General features: G+C 35.9%; 22 protein-coding genes. 17 read left to right on the top strand and 5 right to left on the bottom strand.

What is annotated here, in order from left to right:
• Window positions 1–126: 126 nt before the first annotated feature.
• From acnA to BWGOE10_RS17805, 3 genes are all read left to right on the top strand, one after another.
• Window positions 127–2,850 (top strand): aconitate hydratase AcnA, encoded by a 2,724-nt coding sequence (gene acnA, locus BWGOE10_RS17815; protein ID WP_070144373.1) that lies wholly within the window; start codon window positions 127–129, stop codon window positions 2,848–2,850.
• 398 nt (window positions 2,851–3,248) lie between these two features.
• The gene (locus BWGOE10_RS17810) at window positions 3,249–3,890 is read left to right on the top strand and encodes a CPBP family intramembrane glutamic endopeptidase (protein ID WP_070144372.1); all 642 of its coding nucleotides are present in this window, start codon (window positions 3,249–3,251) and stop codon (window positions 3,888–3,890) included.
• Between the two features lie 129 nt (window positions 3,891–4,019).
• Window positions 4,020–5,735: an ABC transporter ATP-binding protein gene (locus BWGOE10_RS17805; protein ID WP_070144371.1), complete on the top strand. Its 1,716-nt coding sequence runs from the start codon at window positions 4,020–4,022 to the stop codon at window positions 5,733–5,735.
• Between the two features lie 22 nt (window positions 5,736–5,757).
• Here the strand turns inward: BWGOE10_RS17805 and BWGOE10_RS17800 are convergent, their stop codons facing one another.
• A complete protein-coding gene (locus BWGOE10_RS17800; protein ID WP_081338176.1) occupies window positions 5,758–6,090 on the bottom strand; it encodes a YmzC family protein in 333 nt (110 codons plus the stop codon).
• Between the two features lie 11 nt (window positions 6,091–6,101).
• Window positions 6,102–6,317 (bottom strand): hypothetical protein, encoded by a 216-nt coding sequence (locus tag BWGOE10_RS17795; RefSeq protein WP_070144369.1) that lies wholly within the window; start codon window positions 6,315–6,317, stop codon window positions 6,102–6,104.
• A gap of 481 nt (window positions 6,318–6,798) precedes the next feature.
• On the opposite strand from BWGOE10_RS17795, the gene BWGOE10_RS17790 reads away from it, so the two are divergent.
• From BWGOE10_RS17790 to tlp, 5 genes are all read left to right on the top strand, one after another.
• Window positions 6,799–7,374 (top strand): TlpA family protein disulfide reductase, encoded by a 576-nt coding sequence (locus BWGOE10_RS17790; RefSeq protein ID WP_070144368.1) that lies wholly within the window; start codon window positions 6,799–6,801, stop codon window positions 7,372–7,374.
• A gap of 117 nt (window positions 7,375–7,491) precedes the next feature.
• Window positions 7,492–8,439: a 3'-5' exonuclease gene (locus BWGOE10_RS17785; RefSeq protein WP_070144367.1), complete on the top strand. Its 948-nt coding sequence runs from the start codon at window positions 7,492–7,494 to the stop codon at window positions 8,437–8,439.
• 131 nt (window positions 8,440–8,570) lie between these two features.
• The gene (locus BWGOE10_RS17780; RefSeq protein ID WP_070144366.1) at window positions 8,571–8,714 is read left to right on the top strand and encodes an FbpB family small basic protein; all 144 of its coding nucleotides are present in this window, start codon (window positions 8,571–8,573) and stop codon (window positions 8,712–8,714) included.
• Window positions 8,715–8,757: 43 nt separating this feature from the next.
• On the top strand, window positions 8,758–8,892 hold the full coding sequence (sspN, locus tag BWGOE10_RS17775) for an acid-soluble spore protein SspN (RefSeq protein ID WP_000527988.1): 135 nt from the start codon (window positions 8,758–8,760) through the stop codon (window positions 8,890–8,892).
• Window positions 8,893–8,988: 96 nt separating this feature from the next.
• Entirely contained in the window at window positions 8,989–9,186 is a 198-nt protein-coding gene (tlp, locus tag BWGOE10_RS17770; protein WP_060750801.1) for a small acid-soluble spore protein Tlp, read from the top strand.
• 29 nt (window positions 9,187–9,215) lie between these two features.
• On the opposite strand, the gene BWGOE10_RS17765 is transcribed toward tlp, so the two are convergent.
• Complete coding sequence (locus BWGOE10_RS17765; RefSeq protein WP_070144365.1) at window positions 9,216–10,508, bottom strand: glycosyl hydrolase family 18 protein; 1,293 nt, start codon at window positions 10,506–10,508, stop codon at window positions 9,216–9,218.
• A gap of 109 nt (window positions 10,509–10,617) precedes the next feature.
• Here BWGOE10_RS17765 and BWGOE10_RS17760 point away from each other — a divergent pair, with 109 nt between their 5' ends.
• Window positions 10,618–11,037 carry an acyl-CoA thioesterase gene (locus tag BWGOE10_RS17760; protein ID WP_002172886.1) on the top strand — a complete coding sequence of 140 codons (420 nt, stop codon included), beginning with the start codon at window positions 10,618–10,620 and terminating at the stop codon, window positions 11,035–11,037.
• Between the two features lie 28 nt (window positions 11,038–11,065).
• On the opposite strand, the gene BWGOE10_RS17755 is transcribed toward BWGOE10_RS17760, so the two are convergent.
• Window positions 11,066–11,356, bottom strand: a complete 291-nt coding sequence (locus BWGOE10_RS17755) for a HesB/YadR/YfhF family protein (RefSeq protein ID WP_025148079.1) — start codon at window positions 11,354–11,356, stop codon at window positions 11,066–11,068.
• A gap of 109 nt (window positions 11,357–11,465) precedes the next feature.
• Complete coding sequence (gene plsY / locus BWGOE10_RS17750; protein WP_000237190.1) at window positions 11,466–12,062, bottom strand: glycerol-3-phosphate 1-O-acyltransferase PlsY; 597 nt, start codon at window positions 12,060–12,062, stop codon at window positions 11,466–11,468.
• A gap of 225 nt (window positions 12,063–12,287) precedes the next feature.
• Between plsY and BWGOE10_RS17745 the strand changes: the two genes are divergently transcribed.
• The 8 genes from BWGOE10_RS17745 to BWGOE10_RS17710 all read left to right on the top strand — a co-directional run bounded on the left by BWGOE10_RS17745 (window position 12,288) and on the right by BWGOE10_RS17710 (window position 23,295).
• Window positions 12,288–14,144 (top strand): anaerobic ribonucleoside triphosphate reductase, encoded by a 1,857-nt coding sequence (locus BWGOE10_RS17745; RefSeq protein ID WP_070144364.1) that lies wholly within the window; start codon window positions 12,288–12,290, stop codon window positions 14,142–14,144.
• The gene (gene nrdG, locus BWGOE10_RS17740) at window positions 14,141–14,593 is read left to right on the top strand and encodes an anaerobic ribonucleoside-triphosphate reductase activating protein (protein WP_070144363.1); all 453 of its coding nucleotides are present in this window, start codon (window positions 14,141–14,143) and stop codon (window positions 14,591–14,593) included. Before BWGOE10_RS17745 ends, nrdG begins: the two co-directional genes overlap by 4 nt.
• 18 nt (window positions 14,594–14,611) lie before the next feature.
• Window positions 14,612–15,289 (top strand): response regulator transcription factor, encoded by a 678-nt coding sequence (locus BWGOE10_RS17735; RefSeq protein WP_002111124.1) that lies wholly within the window; start codon window positions 14,612–14,614, stop codon window positions 15,287–15,289.
• 203 nt (window positions 15,290–15,492) lie between these two features.
• Entirely contained in the window at window positions 15,493–16,731 is a 1,239-nt protein-coding gene (locus BWGOE10_RS17730) for a S1C family serine protease (RefSeq protein ID WP_070144362.1), read from the top strand.
• A 79-nt stretch (window positions 16,732–16,810) separates the two neighbouring features.
• Window positions 16,811–17,224 (top strand): CoA-binding protein, encoded by a 414-nt coding sequence (locus BWGOE10_RS17725; RefSeq protein ID WP_070144361.1) that lies wholly within the window; start codon window positions 16,811–16,813, stop codon window positions 17,222–17,224.
• A 377-nt stretch (window positions 17,225–17,601) separates the two neighbouring features.
• Window positions 17,602–19,566, top strand: coding sequence for a DNA topoisomerase IV subunit B (gene parE / locus BWGOE10_RS17720; RefSeq protein ID WP_070144360.1), 1,965 nt, complete (start codon window positions 17,602–17,604; stop codon window positions 19,564–19,566).
• A gap of 1 nt (window position 19,567) precedes the next feature.
• On the top strand, window positions 19,568–21,988 hold the full coding sequence (parC, locus tag BWGOE10_RS17715) for a DNA topoisomerase IV subunit A (RefSeq protein ID WP_070144359.1): 2,421 nt from the start codon (window positions 19,568–19,570) through the stop codon (window positions 21,986–21,988).
• 275 nt (window positions 21,989–22,263) lie between these two features.
• A complete protein-coding gene (locus tag BWGOE10_RS17710) occupies window positions 22,264–23,295 on the top strand; it encodes an oxidoreductase (RefSeq protein WP_070144358.1) in 1,032 nt (343 codons plus the stop codon).
• Window positions 23,296–23,436: the final 141 nt, after the last annotated feature.

The raw sequence follows: 23,436 nt of genomic DNA, 5'->3' as shown, positions 1-23,436 counted from the left end.
ATCCATAAGTTTCTTATTATTTACTTATTTAGAAAGTTGTAATAAGATATTATCGTAAGGTATTGAAAAGTTTGTCTACATTTTATATTCAGACAACTTAGTCACGTTTAACAGGGGGGAAACATAATGGTCAAACATAATCCATTTCAATCACGTGCAACTTTTGAACTAGATGGAAAGACGTATCATTATTATGCATTGAAAGCGCTTGAAAACGCAGGGGTTGGCAACGTATCTCAATTACCATATTCCGTTAAAGTTTTACTTGAATCTGTGCTTCGTCAAGTAGACGGACGCGTAATTACAGAAGAACATGTTACGAATTTAGCGAAATGGGGAACGAAAGATGTTCAAGATATCGATGTTCCGTTTAAACCATCTCGTGTAATCTTACAAGACTTCACAGGTGTTCCAGCTGTTGTAGATTTGGCTTCGCTTCGTAAAGCAATGGCAGATATGGGCGGGGATCCTGATAAAATTAATCCAGAAATTACTGTAGACCTTGTAATTGACCACTCTGTACAGGTTGATAGAGCAGGTACGGCAGACTCGCTTGCATTCAACATGGACTTAGAGTTTAAACGTAATGAAGAACGTTATAAATTTTTAAGCTGGGCACAGAAATCATTTGATAACTACCGTGCAGTTCCACCAGCAACAGGTATTGTACACCAAGTAAACCTTGAATATTTAGCACCGGTTGTTCATGCGGTGAAAAATGCTGAAGGTGACTTAGTTGCATACCCAGATTCATTAGTTGGAACAGACTCACATACAACAATGATTAATGGTATCGGTGTTCTTGGATGGGGCGTTGGTGGTATTGAAGCAGAAGCAGGAATGCTTGGACAGCCTTCATATTTCCCAGTACCTGAAGTAATCGGTGTGAAATTAACTGGTACACTTCCAAGTGGTACAACAGCAACTGATGTTGCATTAAAAGTAACACAAGTGTTACGTCAAAAAGGTGTAGTTGGTAAATTTGTTGAGTTCTTCGGTAGTGGACTAAAGAGCATGCCTTTAGCTGACCGTGCAACAATTTCAAATATGGCACCAGAATACGGTGCAACTTGTGGATTCTTCCCAATCGACGACATTTCATTAGAATACTTACGTTTAACAGGTAGAGATGAAGAGCAAATTCGCGTTGTTGAAGAATATTGTAAAGCAAATGGCTTATTCTATACAGCAGACAGTAAAGATCCAATCTATACTGATCTTGTTGAAATTGATTTAAATACAATTGAATCTAATCTTTCTGGACCGAAACGCCCACAAGATTTAATTCCACTTTCAGATATGAAAGATGCGTTCCATAAAGCTGTTGTAGCACCAGTTGGAACACAAGGACTTGGATTCAATGAGCAAGAGTTTGATAAAGAAGTGAAAGTTACATTAAAAGATCAAGAAGTAACGATGAAAACAGGCGGAATTGCAATCGCTGCGATTACAAGCTGTACAAATACGTCAAATCCATACGTATTAATTGGAGCAGGTTTAGTTGCGAAGAAAGCAATTGAAAAAGGACTTAAAGTACCTGGTTACGTAAAAACATCATTAGCACCAGGATCTAAAGTTGTTACAGAGTACTTAGATAAGTCTGGTTTAACAACGTATTTAGATCAATTAGGTTTCCAAACAGTTGGTTACGGCTGTACGACTTGTATCGGTAACTCTGGTCCATTAGCAGAGGAATTAGAAGAAGCAATCGCAGCAAATGATTTATTAGTAACATCTGTTTTATCTGGTAACCGTAACTTTGAAGGTCGTATTCACCCACTTGTAAAAGCAAACTACTTAGCATCACCACCACTTGTTGTGGCATATGCACTTGCAGGTACTGTTGATATTGACCTGAAAAATGATGAAATCGGTAAAGATGTAAATGGTAATGCTGTTTACTTTAATGATATTTGGCCATCAGCTAAAGAAATTGAAGATGTAGTTCAAAGTGTTGTTACATCTGAATTGTTCAAAAAAGAATATGCACAAGTATTTAACAGCAATGAGCGCTGGAATGAAATCCAAACTTCAAATGAAGCTTTATATACTTGGGATAATGATTCAACATACATTCAAAACCCACCGTTTTTCGAAGGATTATCTAAAGAGCCAGGTGAAGTTGAAACGTTATCAGGTTTACGCATAGTTGGTAAATTTGGTGATTCTGTAACGACAGACCACATTTCACCAGCAGGTTCAATTGGTAAGCATACGCCAGCTGGACGTTATTTACTAGAAAACGGCGTACAACCAGTTGACTTTAACTCTTACGGTTCTCGTCGTGGTAACCATGAAGTTATGATGCGTGGTACATTCGCAAACATCCGTATTAAAAACCAAATCGCACCAGGAACAGAAGGCGGATATACAACATATTGGCCAACTGGTGAAGTAACATCTATCTATGATGCTGCGATGAAATATAAAGAAGATGGCACAGGCCTTCTAGTTGTTGCTGGTAAAGACTACGGTATGGGAAGTTCTCGTGACTGGGCTGCGAAAGGTACAAACTTATTAGGTATTAAAGCAGTAATCGCAGAGAGCTTCGAGCGTATTCACCGCAGTAACTTAGTATTAATGGGCGTATTACCATTACAATTTAAAGATGGCGAAAGCGCTGAAACATTAGGTCTTGTTGGTGACGAGTCATTTGAAATTCAAATTGACAAAACAGTTAGACCACGCGATCTTGTAAAAGTAGTTGCAATCGATTCAGAAGGAAAAGAGAAGCAATTTGAAGTAGTAGCTCGTTTCGATAGTGAAGTTGAAATTGACTACTACCGTCACGGTGGTATCTTGCAAATGGTTCTTCGTTCGAAAATCGAAGAGTCTAAAGTGTCAAACTAAAAGGATTCAACAATATTTGTTGAATGTATATTTTAAAGAGGGATGAGATTTTCTCATCCCTCTTTGGTATGAAGAAATATTGGAATACGTAAAGCACCTAAGTGGTATCAAATATTAGGTGAAGTAAGATGTATTCTATATAATTCGTTGTCTTTTCATATAGAACGAATTTTCTATAAGTGGAAAACCTATTGTTTGTTAATACGGGGTGGGTTTATTTTGTGAAATTAAGGAATATTTAAAGTTTCCTAGCCTGTTGTAATGGTAAAATTAAATGTAAGGAATATCCAGATGGATAGGTAGTATTTTTTTGAAATGATCAAAGAAGCTCGTATGTAGAGAGGCTTCAAATAATGAAAAATAAATTTAAAGAATGGTTGTTTAAAAGGAGGTGAAATATGCCAAAAAGATATTGGGGAGTCATAATTACTTACATATTGCTTTACTTGTCCATTTATTTATTCGAACCGATTTTTATAAATTTATTTAATTTAACAAAGGAAGCAGCCAACGCTTATGGTAGGATCTTAGGTTATTTTTTAGCTTTCATATTAATTTTAATATTAATGAAACCTGATATTGAAAAAGGTTCTTCTAATGCTTATCCGCCAAAAAAAACTATATTATGGTGTATCTATGGTGTTCTTATTTATTTTTTAGTTCAAGCTATTTATGGATTAATAGCTATTGTTGTATTTAATATGGATCCTAACTCAGAACACTCAGAAATGATAAAAAATAATGTTATATCTTTCCCGTTTAAAATAGTGAATATTGCAATTTTGGGCCCTATAATGGAAGAGATTCTAACAAAAAAAATCATTCTTGATACGTTACGAAAACGAACAAATGTCTACATTGCTTGCTTAATTACGTCCCTTGTATTTGCATTACTTCATATGGAATTAGCAAGTGTTATTCCCTATACTTTAGCAGGATTGGTGTATGCATTTTTATATGTAAAAATGCATAGATTAATTGTTCCTATTGTTGTTCATATGACAATGAATACACTTGCAATTTTAATGAAAATTATTTAATAAAAGAACTAAATATCGGCATTTGATAGGTCGTTGGTAGGGGAATCGCACCAGATAAATGAGTGATTTTTATTTTGTGTTTTGGAGATTAGGCTTTTAAATTAATATGAGTAAACAAAAAGGAAAGGGATGAAACCAAATGGTTTCATCCCTTTCCTTTTATTATGCAAAATTGGAGGAATGACAATGAATGAGTATAGAAGAATAATGTTGCCGCTATTACAAGAAAAGCTATTGCTAATTAGTGCGATTTGTAGCGGGATAGTAGCTGCCATTTTAAATTTATCTAGACCGCTTTTAATGGGATTAATTGTAGATAACCTTATTCAGCGGGAGTTAAAAGGTGCATATATGTACATTGCATTGTTTGCGGGGAATAGATTTATGATGTGGATGAATACATTTGTGTTTGGTTATATAAGTTCAAAAGCGAGTCAACGTATATTACAAAAGAAGCGTATAGACTTATTGCGTCATTATTTCTCAATACCATTCGAAGAGAGTGAGAAGATCAAGCAAGGAGAGTTAGAGACATTGGTTGTGTCTGATATCCCGAACTGGATAAGGTTATATGGTTCTATATTAATAGAATATATACATGCCATTGCGCAATTTATCGGTGCGCTCATAGCACTACAACATATAGATATACAGTTCATATGGTGGGTAACTCCGTTTTTATTTTTAAGTGCAATTGTTCCAATGCTTATGGGGAAAAAGGTAAGAAATATTGCGAGTATTGCTCAAAAAAATCAATCAAGTGTTGTAGAGATGATGTCACAGTTTGTAAAAGGTATACAAGATTTACGGAGTTTACAAAAAGAAAAATGGGGAATTCACTTATTTAAAGGAGTAACGTCAAAGTCTTATAAAACAGAAGTAAAGAAGACGATGATGCAATATTGCATTGGAATAGTTGGAACGGTAATAGAAACAGGGGCATATGTAGTTGTTCTTATTCTAGGAGCACAAAAAATAATAAAAGGGGATATGGAAGTTGGATCGCTTATTGCAGTATTAGCTACAATTGAGATGTTATTTTTCCCTGTTCGTTATGCGAGTGATTTATTAATGATGACACAAGTTGCTATTGCTTCGGCAAATCGAGTTTTTTGTTTTTTAAATATAGGAGCCGAAGACAGAGGTGTAGAAAGAGCGATGGGAATGAGATTAATAAATGTTTCATTTCAAGAGAACGGTGAAGAGAGATGTAGAATTAAAAATATTCATTTGCAAATTAATCCTGGCGAACTCGTTATCATTGTGGGGGAAAGTGGTGCAGGAAAAACGACGCTTTTAAATTTAATCACGGGTTTATATAAACCATCTAATGGTAGTATTGCTTATTACGGTAATAAAGCTCGTATGACTACTGTATGGCAAGAACCACGTTTTTTTCGAATGACAGTAAAAGAGAATATGTATTTTGGGGGAAGGGGCTTAGAAAAACAGTTAGAAAAAAATATTGAACTTGTAAATGCGAAGTCGATTATTAGGAGTTTATCTGAAGGTATTCAGACTGTACTACATAAAAGCGGTGAAGAGTTTTCGGGAGGAGAGAGAAAGCGTCTTGCGTTATTGCGAGCGATTGTATCAAATCCGAATCTCATTATTTTAGATGAACCGACTGCGGGATTAGATCTGAGCAATCAAGAAGTGGTTTGGAATATGATTGAAGGGTTGGGAAAGAATGTAACGAGAATTGTGACAACGCATGATGTCGAGAGGGCGATGATAGCGGACCGGGTTATTGTAATGAAGAATGGAATTATCGTGGAATGTGGGGAGCCTAGAGAATTATTAAACTGCAATTCATTGCTCAAAGAAATGCAAACAAAAAGATAAGAGCTACGTAATGCTCTTATCTTTATTCAGTCTTATTAAGTTGATACGTATAAGACTCGGGATTGCTAGTGCTAAATTCTTTAACTAGAGTAAGTTGATTTGTATCTGGGGTGTATTTGAAAATTTTCACAGTATGTTCGCTACTTAGTGATGGATTATATTCTTGAATAGCAAATGTATTTTCAGCAATCTGTGTCATGTTACTGGTCGAAACATTGTCTATGGAATCATGATTTGTAGAAATTTCAACGACTCTTTCACCGTTGAAAAATAAAAGAACGATTACTAAAATAACTAAACATATTCGTATATAGCGAAGTTCTTTACTTATAGGATGTTCTCCCAAAATAATCATCCTTTCTATAACTATTCTATAGTAGTAGTGGTAGTCATCGTGAAGAAACTAAGAATACCGAGGCCTGCTAAAAGGATAAATGAGATTAAAGCGATATAGAGACAAATACGTCCAACTTGCTTTTTTTCAGGATCTTTACTGAAGAGCGAGATGATCCAAGTGATAATCCCGATTGGGGAAAATATAAAACTAAGAATATATAATAGTATTTTTTCAAATAAATTCATAAAAATCTCCCTTTTTGAAGGTTTTACATGTGTAGTTTTCTTCGTATTAGCGCTGCCGTTATGTAGGAAAGTACAGAATAAACAGCACTATAAACAATCCAAGCGTCTAAGTTTTGTAAAGCTAGGTGTATATCAAATTCAGAGACGATAATGAAAAATATAAGTGGAACAGTAAAAGAAATAATAATAGCAGCCCATTTGAATTTGTAGAGCAAGCCGCTAAAAAAAATACATAGTAATGGCAAAGTGAAGAAAACAAAAGTGAAAGGATTGATAAGTAATTGTAAAATACAAATTACCTCGCAAGTTTTGTATTTATTTCTAATTATATGATAAAAAGTAAAATATTTCATCTTCACTATAAATATTCTAACTATTTTGAATGTGAATATTTCCAAGCTTGTCCGTATAAGCTAAAATAAGGTATATAGTATGTAGTTAATTATGTTATAAGAAGATAAACACGTAAGGGTGATATAATATGTGGCGGAAGCTTACCATTATTGTAGTGTTACTTTGTTTAGCTGGATATGCAGCTTATGAACAATTTGGTGAAAAGGATCAAGTAGTACAAGAAAATCCTGCCAAAAGTGAAGCGGCTATGAAAGAGATTTTCGCAAGGAATGGTATTGAAATTGGAAAGAGCGCACCAGATTTTGAATTAACAAAGATAGATGGAACGAATGTAAAGTTATCCGATTTAAAAGGAAAGAAAGTTATTTTAAACTTTTGGGCAACGTGGTGTGGCCCATGTCAGCAAGAAATGCCCGATATGGAGGCCTTTTATAAAGAACATAAAGAAAACGTAGAAATTTTAGCCATAAACTATACTCCTTCAGAAAAAGGAGGGGGAGAAGAAAAGGTAAGAAATTTTGCTAAAGAAAAAGGAATTACTTTTCCTATTTTATTGGACAAGAACATTGATGTGACAACAGCGTATAAAGTAATTACGATCCCAACTTCATATTTTATAGATACAAAAGGTGTCATTCAAGATAAGTTTATTGGGCCAATGACTCAAAAAGAGATGGAGAAACGGATTGCTAAATTAAAATAACGGCGAAAAGGTAGAGATGGAAAATAATCATTTCTGCCTTTTCTTTTTCAAGTAGTGAAAGCTTCGTGATATGATAAAAGAAATATAAACGTTTAGAGATAAAGGAGTGTATTTGGAGTGGGGAATATATCCTTACCATTAGATTATGTTGTAATTGATTTTGAAACAACAGGATTTAACCCTTATAATGATAAAATTATTCAAGTAGCAGCAGTGAAATATCACAATCATGAACTAGTGGATCAATTTGTTTCGTATGTTAATCCAGAGCGTCCAATTCCGAGCCGAATAACAAGTTTAACAGGTATTACAAATTATCGTGTTTCGGATGCACCGACAATTGAAGAAGTGTTGCCTTTATTTTTAGCATTCTTACATACAAATGTTATTGTGGCTCATAATGCTTCTTTTGATATGCGTTTTTTGAAAAGTAATGTAAATATGCTTGGATTACCTGAACCTAAAAATAAAGTAATTGATACGGTGTTTTTAGCGAAAAAATATATGAAGCATGCGCCTAATCATAAACTTGAAACGTTAAAACGAATGCTTGGAATTCGCTTAAGTTCTCATAATGCATTTGACGACTGTATTACGTGTGCGGCTGTTTATCAAAAATGTGCAGCCGTTGAAGAAGAAGGAAAAAGAAAAGCGAATAAGGAAGTACTTGATGAAACTGCGGTATTTGAAGCGGTAAAAGAAATACTTGTACAAAATAAACGTGATATTGAGTGGATTCGTTGTATGAATGTTGGGAGTTATTTAGATATAAAAGCTTTTTACCCAATTATAAGGTTAAAGGTCAAAGGGCGAAAGAAATATGTGTTAACAGAAAAAATGGAAGACGATGTAAGAGGAATTTGTACGAGCTTAACATACGAGGCAGCGTTGAAAAGTGAGATTGGCAACACGAGAATTATGATTGACAGTGTAGAGGACATTTTGAAGTTAGAGAGCTACATTGTAGAAGAATACGATTCTGTATTACGAGCACTGCATGAATATAGAGCAAATAAAGTAAATGCGGATGAAGAAATTAAAAAATATTTAAATATGATGGTGTAAAAAATCCCATGTGCAATATATGCGCATGGGATTTTTTATTAAAACATGAAATTTTCTTGCAAATCTGATTAAAGAGTTTTTCATTTGCTCATACTATGTAATAAGAAAACGTAGAAGAAAGGGTGAGCAGCATGAGAAGAAGTCGCCGTAAATCGTTTGAAGAACTTGTAAATGAAAATAAACAACAATTATTAAGCGATCGTGATGCAATGGATCGAATTGAAAAACGAATTGAAAAACGTTATGAAATGAAACTTTTTAAGCAGGCTGAATAATTCTTAACACTAGTACGATACTAGTGTTAAGGAGGCGATAGTAATGGGTAATCCGAAAAAGAATTCAAAAGACTTTGCACCAAATCAAATTGGAACACAATCGAAAAAAGCTGGTGGCAATAAAGGAAAGCAAATGCAAGACCAAACTGGAAAGCAACCAATTGTAGATAACGGTTAAAGAAAAGGAGAATGCTGCATTCTCCTTTTTATGTATAAATTTGAGGGGATATAGGTAATTTAAGGTGGTATGTATACATTATTAGGAGGGAAGTATATGCCAAATCCAGATAATCGAAATGACAACGCTGAAAAATTACAAGTAATGGTACAAAATACGATTGATAATTTTAATGAAGCAAAAGAAACAGCCGAACTTTCTAATGAAAAAGATCGTGCTGCCATTGAAGCGAAAAATCAAAGACGTTTAGAAAGTATTGATTCATTAAAAAGTGAAATAAAAGATGAATCTTAACAAAATGTACAAAAAAGGGCTGACTTTCGTCAGCCTTTTTTCGTGATTGTAAAGTTTTCGACGAGTAAACGCCAATTTTGTGGGAATGGTAGACCAATCTTCCAATAGCTGATGCCGCCTATTCCTTGTTCTTTCATTAAATTAAATTTACTTTGAACGGACCGTGAATCTTCAAACCAAACTTCATGTTGTACGCCGTTTTCGTCAAAGTAATTGAAATGAGGAGCTTGGGCCGTGAAATCATAGCGGATAGGAACATTGTATTTACGAGCTAGTGCAACAGCTGCAACAGAGCTAATTGCTTTTGCAGGTGGATTTCCTTGTTTGAACGGCAGTTTCCAATCGAAACCGTATAAATTTTGCCCCATCATAATTTTTTGTGGTGGCATTTGAGATTTTGCATATTGGAGTACTTCTTTTACAGGACCAATAGGAGAAATTGCCATCGGTGGCCCACCTTGCCAACCCCAGTCGTATGTCATAATGACGACGAAATCAACGATTTGTCCTTGTGCTTTATAATCGTGAGCTTCAAAAAATTTCCCTTTTTGATTGGAACTTGTTTTCGGTACAAGCGTTGTACTTAATGTGTACCCGCTAGGTAAGCGTGTTTTCACATTTCGTAAAAAACGATTATACGCTTCGCGATCTTCAGGTGCTACATTCTCGAAATCAAAATGAATGTCTCGCATGCCGTATTTTTCAGCTGTTTGCAAAATGTTAGTAATAAATTTGTTTTGAATGGTTGGGTTACGCAACAAAACAGATGTTAGTTCAGGACTAAAGTTCCCGTTTTCGATATTTGTAATAACGAGCATAGGGATGGTTTTGCCTTGCGTTGCAATATTAGCAATTTTAGCTGTTTCGGTGGGTTCTTTTAAAGTACCGTCTCTTTTTGCTTCAAAACTAAAGTAGGCTAAATATGTTAAAAATGGGTTGATAGCACGTGTAGCATTTACTAAACTTTCTTTTATCGGTATTGTTGAAGGTTGTAAATAAGCGATGGATTCTACTGCTCGTTTTGTTCCTTTCGGTATATATAATTGTTGTCCGACATGAAGAATAGATTTTAATGAAAGATTATTAACTTTAGCTAAGCTAGCGAGAGGAACGTTATATGTTTGAGAAATTCGATATAGGCTGTCGCCAGGCTGTACATAATAATTATTGCCTTTCGTATTAACGATAAGTGCCTGACCAACAACGAGTGTTTCGGCTGGATTTAGTCCATTGTCTTTTACAATCTCTTCAGGTGTAGATCCATATTTTGATGCTAAACTATAAACGCTATCACCGCTACGAACAGTTACAATTTGAATCATGTGCTTGCCCCTTTCGGTAAAAGATTCACTGTTTTTATTTTATTTTTGATTCCACTGTATTATGATTAAATGTATGCAAGGGAACAGAAGTGAAAGAAGGCGAATAGAAATGTTTGTAGCAGAACATGAAATTGAAATCCGCTATGCGGAAACAGACCAGATGGGTGTTGTTTACCATTCAAACTATTTAGTGTGGCTGGAACTTGGGCGCACGAAACTTATACAAGAATTAGGGTTTTCATATGTTGAAATGGAGAAAGAGGGAGTCATCTCTCCTGTATTAGACTTACAAATCTCGTACCGTAAAGCGATGCGTTACGGAGAAAAGGCAATTGTGAAAACATGGATTGATACTGTGAGTCCGCTTCGTGTTGTATATGGATATGAAATTTATAATGGTGATGGTGAACTATGCATTACTGCAAGTACAACGAATATTTGTGCGAAAAAAGAAGGGTTCCGTCCTGTATCATTTAAAAAATTATATCCTGAGTGGTATGCGAAATATGAGGAAATTAAAAAGAAATAAAAAAAAGCGTGGCAGAAGCCACGTTTTTTTATTTCTCATAATTAAATTGAGGGAAATCATCACCGTCGTTAAGTGTAACTAATAAATTATGTCCATCGAAGAACCACTCATCATCGCCTTCAATAAAGAAGTTAATACCTTCTTCTTGAATTTGAACAGCAGGATGTGCAGGATCATCTTTACGAATACCTAAAGAAAGTCCTTTTTGCACAGTACTGCAACCACCGTATTGTACGAAAAAGCGTAGTGTTTCACCTGATTGTAAGTTTAATTCGTCTTTATACCATTGTGCTGCTTCTTTTGTTACGGAAAGATTCATGTATAGTTCCTCCAAATTATGTTGCTTTTTCTTTTAGTATAAAAAATAACGCAAAAAGACGCTATTAATATGCTTCACGTTTTCTTTTTGCGTTATGTGGGTTACGATCTTATTTTTGCTTTTTTGAAAAGTTTGCTTTTGGTTCAGTTTTATTTATAATTCGTCCGATGTTTGCACGGTGTTTATAAATAACCATACCTGCTAATAAACACATCGCAATAATGAAGATTTTATCCCCGCTAACAATTGATGCAATAACAGCAACGACAGCTGTTACCATAGAAGAAAGTGATACGTATCTTGTTGTAAATAAAAGGCTGAAAAAGACAACAGCTAATATTGCAAAAACAACTGGTGAGTAGCATAATAGCACGCCAGCAGAAGTTGCAACTGCTTTCCCCCCGCGGAATTTCGCGAAGATTGGATATACATGTCCAAGAACAGATGCTAATCCAAACCATAGTGGGTGAACATCTAACCCGAAAATAATCGGTAGACTTGTTGCTAATGTACCTTTTAAAATGTCAGCAATTGTAACGATGAAACCTGCTTTTTTCCCTAGTGTACGGAATGTATTTGTTCCGCCTAAATTACCGCTTCCATGCTCACGAATGTCAATTCCATAGCCAATTTTTCCAACGACTAATGCAAACGGAATCGAGCCAAGTAAGTAGGCAACGATAAATAAAAGATATGTAATAACCATGAGTTCAGTCTCCTTTATACAAATGTGTTGATAAAGGGTAAAAAGAGTTTTTCCCGTATATTGTACCATACATTTGTAAAGAGCACATTTCTTTTTTACAAATGAAAAAGTCATTAATTTTTTAAAAAAATTTCACAGGAATGTTACATTTTTCATAAATACACTAGAACTATATGTTGTATGATTTTAATTAAAAGACAACAACATGTTGGTGGAGGGTTATGAATGTTGAAACAAAATGTACGTGGAGAAGAATTAATGAAAGTATTTGAGACAATTATCCACGGTAATGAACAAGATTTAATGCAGGAAAATGCAAATGTAGATGGCCGATCTCCCATGGGAGTGATGGGAACGTTCGCATCTGAAAGCGCAAAGTATTATGCTGTAGCAAATTTACTATCAGATCAAGTGAAACAAGCGATAGATCAAAATATATTATATCCACATGATTTGGATTTTTATGCAACAGGAACGACGACTTGTTCGCAAATTCCTTTAGCACAAATGCTTGCTACCGGTTTTCATACTGGACATGGACATATGAGACAACCGCAAGACATTAAAAGTGCGTTGGCGCTTTCTTCAATTATTTTTCAAGCGAATCAAAACATGCAGCATGGTGGTCAATCGTTTGCACTCTTTGATATTGATTTAGCTCCATATGTGAGAAAGACAGTAGAGAGACATAAAAAACGACTACAGTCATATCCGCTTACGAAAGAACAAATAGAAGAATTTGCATGGAAAGAAACAGAAAATGATACGTATCAGGCGTGTGAAGCGTTCATTCATAATTCAAATAGTATGCATAGTAGGGGCGGGGGACAAGTACCGTTTATTTCTATTAACTACGGAACAGACACATCGAAAGAAGGAAGACTGTTAATTAAGCAGCTGTTAAAAGCAACGCAGGCTGGTCTTGGGAAAGGGGAAACACCGATTTTTCCTATTCAAATTTTCAAAATGAAAAAAGGTGTGAACTTTGAAGAGTGTGATCCGAACTATGATTTATTTGAATTAGCGTTAGAGACAACGGCTGAACGATTATTCCCTAACTTTTCATTTTTAGATGCTCCATTTAATGCAGTGCACTATGATGGACGACCTGAAAGTGAAGTATGTTACATGGGATGTCGCACTCGTGTTATGTCTAATATACATGGAGAAGAAACGGCAATAGGAAGAGGTAATCTGTCGTTTACTTCTATTAATTTAGTGAAATTAGGGCTAATTAGTGGATCGAAAGAAGCGTTTTTTGAAGCGCTAAATTATTACTTAGATCTAGGAATTAAGCAATTATTAGAGAGGTTCGCGTATCAATGTACGAAACGAGCGAGAGATTTTCGATTTTTATATTCACAGGGTGTATGGCGTGGTGGAGAAACATTACAGCCTGAAGATTCTGTAGCACCTATTTTAAAGCAAGGGACGTTAAGTCTTGGTTTTATCGGTCTTGCAGAATGTTTAGTAGCGTTAACTGGAAAGCACCATGGAGAAAATGAAGAATCATGGAAGCTTGGATATGAAATCATTTCCTTTATGAGAGAGAGAATGGATAAGGCGACAGAAGAACATCAACTGAATTTCTCAATAATTGCAACGCCTGCAGAAGGTTTATCAGGGAAGTTTGTGAAAAAAGATAGAGAAGGATTTGGTGAGATTAGCGGTATAACGAACCATAATTACTATACGAATTCATTCCATATTCCAGTTTATTATAACATTCAAGCGATAAATAAAATTCGTTTAGAAGGACCTTTTCATGCTCTATGTAATGGAGGGCACATTACGTATATTGAACTAGACGGAGCAGCGATGCATAATCAAAAGGCGTTAAAACAAATTGTACAAGCGATGGCAGAGCATGGCGTTGGGTACGGTTCAATAAATCATCCTGTTGATCGTTGTAAATGCTGCAGCTATCACGGAGTTATTGGAAATGAATGTCCAAGCTGCGGAAATGAAGATGAGACCAATATAGAAAGAATTCGCCGTATAACGGGCTATCTTGTGGGAGATATGTCGAAGTGGAATAGTGCGAAACGTAGCGAAGAGATGGATCGGGTGAAGCATAAATGAAAGTTATGAATATCATTCATGATAGTGTAGTAGATGGAGAAGGGTTGCGGACAGTCGTGTTTTTTGCGGGCTGTCCGCATCGTTGTTTCGGTTGCCATAATCCGAAATCATGGAATATTTGCAATGGAACTGAAATGACTGTAGAAGAAATTGTGAAAGAGATTGAAAAAAATTCATTAACCGATGTAACATTTTCAGGTGGAGATCCATTTTTTCAAGCTGCTGAAGTGAAAAAAGTAGCAAAAGCAGTGAAGGATTTGGAAAAAAATCTATGGATTTATACAGGTTACACGTTAGAAGAGATACAGAGTGCTCAAAATAATGATATGATAGAATTGTTACATTATGGGGATGTTTTGGTCGATGGAAGATTTGAACTTGATAAAAAAGATTTAACACTTCCATTTCGCGGAAGCTCCAATCAACGTATTATTCGATTGAAAGAGTAAAAAGGCGGGATAGGTTATATGAATAAAACAGTATTACTTGTTGAAGATGAAAGAAGATTACGTGAAATTGTTAGTGATTATTTTCGTAATGAAGGCTTTGAAGTAATCGAAGCGGAAGATGGAAAAAAAGCGCTAGAATTATTTGCTGAACATACAATTGATTTAATTATGTTAGATATTATGTTACCAGAAATAGATGGTTGGTCTGTTTGTAGACGAATTAGAAAAGAGTCAGCGGTACCAATTATTATGCTGACAGCACGTTCTGATGAGGATGATACATTACTAGGCTTTGAACTAGGTGCAGATGAGTATGTAACAAAACCTTTTAGTCCGAAAGTGTTAGTAGCTCGTGCAAAGACGTTATTGAAACGTGCAGATGGAGCGATAGGAGTATCAGAAGAAAATACTATGTCATTAGCTGGAATAGAAGTGAATCGGCTATCTAGAACAGTTTTAGTAGATGGAGAAGAAATTATATTGACACATAAGGAGTTTGAGCTTCTCGTTTATTTAATGGAGAACAAAGGAATTGTGTTGTCACGCCAACATTTATTAGATCAGTTATGGGGATATGATTACTACGGTGATGACCGAACGGTTGATACACATATTAAAAAACTGCGAAATAAGCTAGGAGATAAGGCGAAGCATATCGGTACTGTCATTCGAGTAGGTTACAAGTTTGAAGAATAACTTTTAAGTTACTATGCATCTCGGCTTTGGGATATAGCAAATTTACACTCTCCTTTGTAGGTGGAATGTACAAAAAATACTTATCTTGTCTACAATGATAGATAGGAGTATTTTTTTAATTGGATTTCACGATGAGTTCACAAGAAGGACACAAAATGTGACTATACTGAAAGTACGAATTCACCAGAGAGGGGAAATAAAACATGGGATATTACGACGGACCGAATTTAAATGAAGAGCATAGTGAAACGAGAGAAATAAAAAAAACAGGTAGTAAAAAAGGATATTTTTTCACAGGTTTAGTTGGAGCTGTAGTCGGGGCGGTTTCGATTAGTTTTGCAGCACCTTACATGCCATGGATGCAAAATAATGCGGCAGTTTCGTCATTCAATTCTAATCAACAAGTAGAAGGTACTGTAGCTCCTGTTGTTAATAAAGTGAAGGGCGAAACTGATTTGCCAGGCATGATTGAAGGCGCAAAGGATGTTGTAGTTGGTGTAATTAATATGCAGAAGACTATTGATCCGTTTGCGATGCAACCGGCAGAACAAGAGCAGACAGCTGGTACAGGATCAGGTGTTATTTATAAAAAGTCAGGAAATAAAGCATATATTGTAACAAATAACCACGTAGTAGACGGTGCAAATAAACTTGCTGTTAAACTGAGCGATGGAAAGCAAGTTGATGCAAAATTAGTTGGTAAGGATCCTTGGTTAGACTTAGCAGTTGTAGAGATTGATGGATCTGCTGTTAATAAAGTTGCAACTTTAGGTGATTCGAGTAAACTTCGTGCTGGTGAAAAAGCAATTGCAATCGGTAACCCACTTGGATTTGACGGCAGTGTAACGGAAGGTATTATTAGTAGTAAAGAACGTGAAATTCCGGTAGATATTGATGGGGACAAACGTCCAGACTGGCAAGCACAAGTTATTCAAACTGATGCAGCGATTAACCCTGGTAATAGTGGTGGCGCATTATTTAACCAAAACGGTGAATTAATTGGAATTAACTCAAGTAAAATTGCACAGCAAGAAGTTGAGGGGATAGGTTTTGCAATTCCAGTTAATGTTGCAAAACCAGTTATTGAATCGCTTGAAAAAGACGGAGTAGTGAAACGCCCAGCTCTTGGTGTAGGTGTAGTTTCATTAGAAGATGTGCAAGCTTATGCATTAAACCAATTAAAAGTACCAAAAGAAGTAACAAATGGCGTTGTATTAGGTAAAATTTATCCTGTGTCACCGGCAGAAAAAGCTGGCTTAGAGCAATATGATCTTGTAGTAGCATTAGATGATCAAAAAGTAGAAAATTCACTTCAATTCCGTAAATACTTATATGAAAAGAAAAAAGTAGGCGAGAACGTAGAAGTTACATTCTACCGCAACGGTCAAAAAATGACGAAAACAGCTACATTAGCAGATAATTCAGCTACAAAGAATCAATAATCGGAATAAAAGAAAGTCTCTTTCATGTTGAAAGAGACTTTCTTTATCGGATATACTAAAGGAATAGGAGGGATAAATTATGACAATTGAAAACCCAACTCGTACGGAAATTGGTGAAGTGTTGAAGAAAAGTAAAACGATTGCAGTTGTTGGATTATCAGATAAGCCAGAACGCACATCATATATGGTTTCAAAAGCAATGCAAGATGCTGGGTACCGTATTATACCAGTAAATCCAACAGTAGATGAAGTACTCGGAGAAAAGGCGGTTTCTTCACTGACGGATATTAAAGAACATGTTGATATTGTAAATGTATTTCGTCGCTCAGAATTTTTAAAGGATGTTGCGAAAGAGTTTGTAGAGATTGATGCAGATATTTTCTGGGCACAATTAGGAGTACAAGATGAAGATACATATAAACTTTTACAAGAAAAAGGCTATACTGTGATAATGGATCGTTGTATTAAAGTAGAGCATGCGATGACAAAATAGTATAGACTTTAAAGATAGAAAGATTAATTCAGCCCGCGCTTTTTATATAAGTAGGGCCGGTGAACGAGGTGTTCATCATGAGATTTTTTAAAGGCTGTTTTTGGGGATTGTTACTTGTTATCCCGTTTTGGATATTGATCATTTGGATCATGATAAAGGTTTGGAATGTATAATGTTGGAATACATATCCATTTCTCGTTGACAAACGATTATTTTTCTGAAATAGTAGCCTAGAGGAATCCTTGTGAAAAAAACAAGGATTTTTCTATTGAAAATGGTATATAAAAGAGATAAGATAACTTGCCAAAACTATAGTCGAGGCGTTATTCTATAATAGAAACATATGTTCTGATTTGATTAGGAAAGGGGCAAGGAGTTTGGCGAAGCATCAGTTCCAATATAATGAAGATGCAATTCAAGTGCTAGAAGGACTTGAAGCCGTTCGAAAACGCCCGGGTATGTATATCGGGAGTACGGATAGCCGTGGATTGCATCATTTAGTATATGAAATAGTAGATAACTCCGTTGATGAAGCATTAGCGGGATTTGGCGACGAAATTTCTGTCATAATACATAAAGATAATAGTATTAGCGTTATTGATAAAGGGCGAGGAATGCCTACGGGAATGCATAAGCTTGGAAAACCGACACCTGAAGTTATTTTAACTGTACTTCATGCTGGTGGTAAGTTTGGCCAAGGAGGCTATAAAACGAGTGGTGGTTTACACGGTGTTGGGGCATCAGTTGTAAACGCCTTGTCAGAATGGCTAGTAGTAACGATTAAGCGTGATGGTAGCATTTATGAACAACGCTTTGAAAATGGTGGTACTCCTGCAACAACGTTAGAGAAAATCGGGAAAACGAAAGAATCTGGTACAACAATGCACTTCAAACCAGATACAACTATTTTCAGTACAACAAATTATAATTATGAAACATTATGTGAAAGATTACGTGAATCTGCATTCTTATTAAAAGGAATGAAAATCTCGATAAAAGATGAGCGTAATGATTTAGAAGATGTATTTCATTATGAAACAGGAATTGAAGCTTTTGTTTCATACTTAAACGAAGAGAAAGATTCGATCCATCCAGTTGTATATTTCTCTGGTGAACAAAACGGAATTGAAGCAGAGTTAGCATTCCAGTTTAACGATGGGTATTCAGAAAACATTCTTTCGTTTGTAAATAATGTACGTACAAAAGACGGTGGAACACACGAAGCTGGATTTAAAACAGCAATGACGCGTGTGTTTAATGAGTATGCTCGTAAAGTTTCACTATTAAAAGAAAAAGATAAAAACTTAGAAGGTACAGATATTCGTGAAGGTGTAGCGGCTATCGTTTCTGTACGTGTACCAGAAGAAGTACTTCAGTTTGAGGGACAAACGAAAGGAAAGCTAGGTACAAGTGAAGCTCGCTCTTCAATTGATGCAATTGTATCTGAGCATTTAGCTTACTTTTTAGAAGAAAATCCGGATGTTGCTACACTTCTTGTGAGAAAGGCAGTTAAAGCAGCGCAGGCGCGTGAGGCTGCTCGTAAAGCGAGAGAGGAAGCACGTACTGGTAAAAAGAAAAAGAAATCAGAAGGTACATTGAGTGGTAAGTTAACACCTGCACAATCACGTAACCCACAGAAAAATGAACTGTACTTAGTAGAGGGTGACTCTGCAGGTGGTTCTGCGAAACAAGGTCGAGACCGACGTTTCCAAGCGGTATTACCATTACGTGGTAAAGTAATCAATACAGAAAAAGCAAAGCTTGCTGATATCTTTAAAAATGAAGAGATTAATACGATTATATACGCAATTGGCGGCGGTGTAGGGAATGAGTTCGCTGTTGAAGACATTAACTACGATAAAGTTGTTATTATGACTGATGCAGATACGGATGGAGCACATATTCAAGTGTTACTACTGACGTTCTTCTACCGTTATATGAAACCACTTATTGAAGCTGGTAAAGTATTTATCGCACTTCCACCTTTATATAAAGTAAGTAGAGGAAAAGGGAAAAGTGAGGTAATTGAATATGCATGGTCTGATGAAGAATTAGATGGTGTAACGAAAAAGGTCGGTAAAGGCTATATGTTGCAGCGCTATAAAGGACTTGGCGAAATGAATGCCGATCAATTATGGGAAACAACGATGAACCCTGAAACACGTACGTTAATTCGTGTGAAAATTGACGATGCATCAAGAGCTGAGCGCCGAGTTACGACATTGATGGGGGATAAAGTAGAACCTCGTCGTAAATGGATTGAGCGTAATGTACAATTTGGCATGCAAGAAGAAGGAAATATTTTAGAAAATGAAATGATTATGGAGACGGAGGTGGAATAACATGCAGGCAGAGAAGTTTCATGACCTCCCGCTTGAAGACGTGTTAGGTGACCGCTTTGCACGTTATAGTAAATATATTATTCAAGACCGCGCGCTTCCAGATGCGCGTGACGGTTTAAAACCGGTACAAAGACGTATTTTATATTCTATGTATGTAGAAGGAAACGTACATGATAAAGCGTTTCGTAAATCAGCTAAAACAGTAGGTAATGTTATCGGTAATTATCATCCACATGGTGATTCCTCTGTATATGAGGCGATGGTACGTTTAAGTCAAACTTGGAAAGTACGTAATGTTTTAGTTGAAATGCATGGAAATAACGGTAGCGTTGATGGGGATCCAGCAGCGGCAATGCGTTATACAGAAGCACGTTTATCACCAATTGCATCTGAGTTATTACGTGATCTTGATAAAGAAACAGTAGAATTTGTGTCAAACTTCGATGATACGAGTGAAGAACCAGTTGTATTACCGGCAATGTTCCCAAACTTATTAGTGAACGGATCGACAGGGATTTCAGCTGGTTATGCAACAGAAATTCCTCCGCATCACCTTGGAGAAGTAATTGATGCGACGATGATGCGAATTGATAATCCGAATAGTACTGTTGATGATTTATTAACAGTTATTAAAGGGCCAGATTTCCCAACAGGCGGTATTATTCAAGGGATTGATGGTATTAAAAAAGCGTACGAAACAGGGAAAGGTAAAATTATTATTCGCGGAAAAGCAGAAGTTGAAACGGTTCGTGGTGGAAAGCAACAAATCGTTATTACAGAAATTCCGTACGAAGTAAATAAAGCGAACCTTGTTAAAAAGATGGATGAATTACGTCTAGATAAAAAGCTAGATGGAATTGCTGAAGTGCGTGATGAGACGGACCGTACAGGTCTTCGCATCGTTGTAGAATTAAAAAAAGAAGTAAATGCGGAAGGTATTTTAAATTATTTATATAAGAATACAGATTTGCAAATTCCATATAATTTTAATATGGTAGCGATAAATCATCGTCGTCCAACACTTATGACATTACCTAAAATTTTGGATGCATATATTGGACATCAAAAAGAAGTTGTTACGAGACGTTCACAATATGAATTACGAAAAGCAGAAAACCGTCAACATATTGTAGAAGGTTTAAAGAAAGCATTATCAATTTTAGATGAAGTGATTGAAACGATCCGTGGGTCTAAAGATAAGCGTAATGCGAAAGATAATTTAAGTGCGAAATTTGGATTTACAGAGGCGCAGTCAGAGGCAATTGTTTCACTGCAATTATATCGTTTAACGAATACAGATATTACAGCGCTAGAGCAAGAAGCAGCGGAACTTAATAAGAAAATTATAGAGTTACAGGCGATTCTACAAAGTGAAAAAAGACTTCTTCAAGTTATTAAAACAGATTTGAAGAGAGTAAAGAAAACATATAGTGATGATCGCCGTGCGATAATTGAAGAGGAAATTGAAGAAATTAAAATTGATGTGGAAGTTATGATTCCGCAAGAAGATGTCATCGTTACTGTAACGAAAGAAGGATATGTGAAACGAACTGGTTGGCGTTCGCATAATGCATCGAACGGGAAAGACTTCGGTATGAAAGAGGGTGACATCTTACTTGAGCGTTTCGATACAAACACGACAGAAACCGTTCTTTTATTTACGAACAAAGGGAATTATATTTATCTTCCTGTATATGAAATGCCAGAAATTCGTTGGAAAGATTTAGGTCAACACGTTGCGAATCTTGTTTCACTCGAGCGAGATGAAGCGTTAATTTGGGCAACAGTCGTACCGAATTTTGAAGAGGAAAAACGATTTATCGTATTTGTTACAAGAAACGGTATGATTAAGAAAACAGAATTAAACCAATATAAAGTGCAGCGTTATTCACGGGCGTTCGTTGCTGTAAACTTGAAAAAAGATGATGAAGTTGTTGATATATTTGCGACAGATGGAACAAGTGATATTGTTCTTGCAACACATGGTGCATATGCACTTGTATTCAATGAAGAAGAAGTAAGTCCAGTTGGTGTAAGAGCAGCTGGTGTGAAAGCAATTAATTTAAAAGAGGATGACTATGTTGCTTCTGGTAAACCATTAAATGGTGAAAAAGATCAACTGATTCTCGTTACGCAACGAGGTGCTGTGAAACGTATAAAGGCATCAGAAATTGAGAAATCAACGAGGGCGAAGCGAGGCCTTGTTATTTTTAAAGAGTTAAAACGTAATCCGTACCGCATTGTCGGTATTGAAATTGTTAGAGATGATGAATTAGTTTACATGAAGACAGAGAAACACATTGTAGAAGAAATTGATCCGAAAGCGTTTCGAAATAAAGACCGGTATAGTAATGGTAGTTTAGTACTAGATGTTAATGATACTGGTGAAGTAATTGAAACGTGGACGAAGAAACGACCATAATAAAGGCAGCATCTTGCTATGAATAATGGCAAGATGCTTTTTTCTAAGCAAATCATTATGTATATAAAAATAATCTTGTTATAATAATGAAATGAAATCGTTATCATAAAGTGAAACTTTAATCAGTGGGGGTTTTCTTCATCCCCCACTGATTATTAGTTGAACCAATCGGGCTTTTACGAGCAGTTGATCACTCACCTAACTTCTTTGCTTTCACTGAATTTTGAGGTAGGGGTCTTACTGCCCGCAAATAGCGGGATAAATGGAGGGGCAACATGAAAAAAATAGGTGTAGGGATTGTAGGATTTGGATTTTCTAGTACAACATTTCACATCCCGTTATTACAAACGATAGAAGAATACGATATTCGTGCTATTTTATCATCAAAAGAAGAAGTAGTGAAACAAGTATTACCAAATGCTGAAGTTGTTGGTACAATTGATGAATTAGTAAATCGAGCTGATATTGACTTAGTGGTCATTACTTCACCGAATACAACTCATTTTCCATATGTAAAAGAAGCGATTGTACACGGTAAGCATGTTGTTGTGGAAAAACCATTCGTTGTTTCAATTGAAGAGGGAGAAGAACTTATTTCATTAGCGAAGCAACATAATGTCGTTTTAAGTGTGTATCACAACCGTCGTTTTGATAATGATTTCTTAACGATAAAGAAATTATTACAAGAAAACAGAGTAGGGAATGTATACGCATATGAAGCGCATTTCGATCGTTTCCGCCCGCATGTACGTGATCGCTGGAGAGAAAAGAATTTACCAGGGTCAGGTATATTATATGATTTAGGATCGCATTTAATGGATCAAGCGTTATCATTATTCGGAAAACCAGATGCGATAAATGCAGATGTAATAAAGCAACGACCAGGTGCAGAAATTGATGATTATTTCCATGTTGTACTTCACTACGGAGTAAAGCGTGTCATTTTACATAGTAGCAGTTATGTGAAACAAGCTGGACCACATTTTACACTGCATGGAGATAAAGGTTCTATCGTGAAGTATGGTATGGATTCACAGGAAGAACAATTAAAGACTGGAATGAAGCCAGGGGATAATGGTTATGGAGTAGACTTTGAAGAGAATTTTGCTACTTTAGAAACAGAAGAAGAGTTAGTACGTATTCCAACAGAAGTCGGCTGTTATGAAATGTATTATAAAGGTGTAAGAGATAGTATTGTAAATGGTGAGAAACCACCTGTAACAGCACAAGAAGGCTTGGAAGTTATTAGACTTATTCAATTAGCTATTGAAAGTAGTGAAACTGGTAGAGTCATTTCGGTAAAATAAAAAAGACACGATTCTGGACTTATCCCCGTCAAGTAGACAACTGTAAAAAAGACTATGCAGCCATCGAAATTCGATATTCGATCGGAGCTCGATGATTGAGTCGTTTTTGGAATCGTTTGTAGTTATAATGATAGATGGCTT

Source organism: Bacillus mycoides (assembly GCF_001757995.1).
Lineage (GTDB): Bacteria > Bacillota > Bacilli > Bacillales > Bacillaceae_G > Bacillus_A > Bacillus_A mycoides_B.
Note: the sequence above shows the minus strand (reverse complement) of the source record. Positions and strands in the feature narration are given on the sequence as shown.

Excerpts from the sequence above, each read along its gene's own strand:
- acnA (WP_070144373.1), top strand. The coding sequence starts at position 127 with ATGGTCAAACATAATCCATTTCAATCACGTGCAACTTTTGAACTAGAT.
- BWGOE10_RS17810 (WP_070144372.1), top strand. The coding sequence starts at position 3,249 with ATGCCAAAAAGATATTGGGGAGTCATAATTACTTACATATTGCTTTAC.
- BWGOE10_RS17805 (WP_070144371.1), top strand. The coding sequence starts at position 4,020 with ATGAAACCAAATGGTTTCATCCCTTTCCTTTTATTATGCAAAATTGGA.
- BWGOE10_RS17800 (WP_081338176.1), bottom strand. The coding sequence starts at position 6,090 with ATGATTATTTTGGGAGAACATCCTATAAGTAAAGAACTTCGCTATATA.
- BWGOE10_RS17795 (WP_070144369.1), bottom strand. The coding sequence starts at position 6,317 with ATGAATTTATTTGAAAAAATACTATTATATATTCTTAGTTTTATATTT.
- BWGOE10_RS17790 (WP_070144368.1), top strand. The coding sequence starts at position 6,799 with ATGTGGCGGAAGCTTACCATTATTGTAGTGTTACTTTGTTTAGCTGGA.
- BWGOE10_RS17780 (WP_070144366.1), top strand. The coding sequence starts at position 8,571 with ATGAGAAGAAGTCGCCGTAAATCGTTTGAAGAACTTGTAAATGAAAAT.
- sspN (WP_000527988.1), top strand. The coding sequence starts at position 8,758 with ATGGGTAATCCGAAAAAGAATTCAAAAGACTTTGCACCAAATCAAATT.
- tlp (WP_060750801.1), top strand. The coding sequence starts at position 8,989 with ATGCCAAATCCAGATAATCGAAATGACAACGCTGAAAAATTACAAGTA.
- BWGOE10_RS17765 (WP_070144365.1), bottom strand. The coding sequence starts at position 10,508 with ATGATTCAAATTGTAACTGTTCGTAGCGGTGATAGCGTTTATAGTTTA.
- BWGOE10_RS17760 (WP_002172886.1), top strand. The coding sequence starts at position 10,618 with ATGTTTGTAGCAGAACATGAAATTGAAATCCGCTATGCGGAAACAGAC.
- BWGOE10_RS17755 (WP_025148079.1), bottom strand. The coding sequence starts at position 11,356 with ATGAATCTTTCCGTAACAAAAGAAGCAGCACAATGGTATAAAGACGAA.
- plsY (WP_000237190.1), bottom strand. The coding sequence starts at position 12,062 with ATGGTTATTACATATCTTTTATTTATCGTTGCCTACTTACTTGGCTCG.
- BWGOE10_RS17745 (WP_070144364.1), top strand. The coding sequence starts at position 12,288 with ATGTTGAAACAAAATGTACGTGGAGAAGAATTAATGAAAGTATTTGAG.
- nrdG (WP_070144363.1), top strand. The coding sequence starts at position 14,141 with ATGAAAGTTATGAATATCATTCATGATAGTGTAGTAGATGGAGAAGGG.
- BWGOE10_RS17735 (WP_002111124.1), top strand. The coding sequence starts at position 14,612 with ATGAATAAAACAGTATTACTTGTTGAAGATGAAAGAAGATTACGTGAA.
- BWGOE10_RS17730 (WP_070144362.1), top strand. The coding sequence starts at position 15,493 with ATGGGATATTACGACGGACCGAATTTAAATGAAGAGCATAGTGAAACG.
- BWGOE10_RS17725 (WP_070144361.1), top strand. The coding sequence starts at position 16,811 with ATGACAATTGAAAACCCAACTCGTACGGAAATTGGTGAAGTGTTGAAG.
- parC (WP_070144359.1), top strand. The coding sequence starts at position 19,568 with ATGCAGGCAGAGAAGTTTCATGACCTCCCGCTTGAAGACGTGTTAGGT.
- BWGOE10_RS17710 (WP_070144358.1), top strand. The coding sequence starts at position 22,264 with ATGAAAAAAATAGGTGTAGGGATTGTAGGATTTGGATTTTCTAGTACA.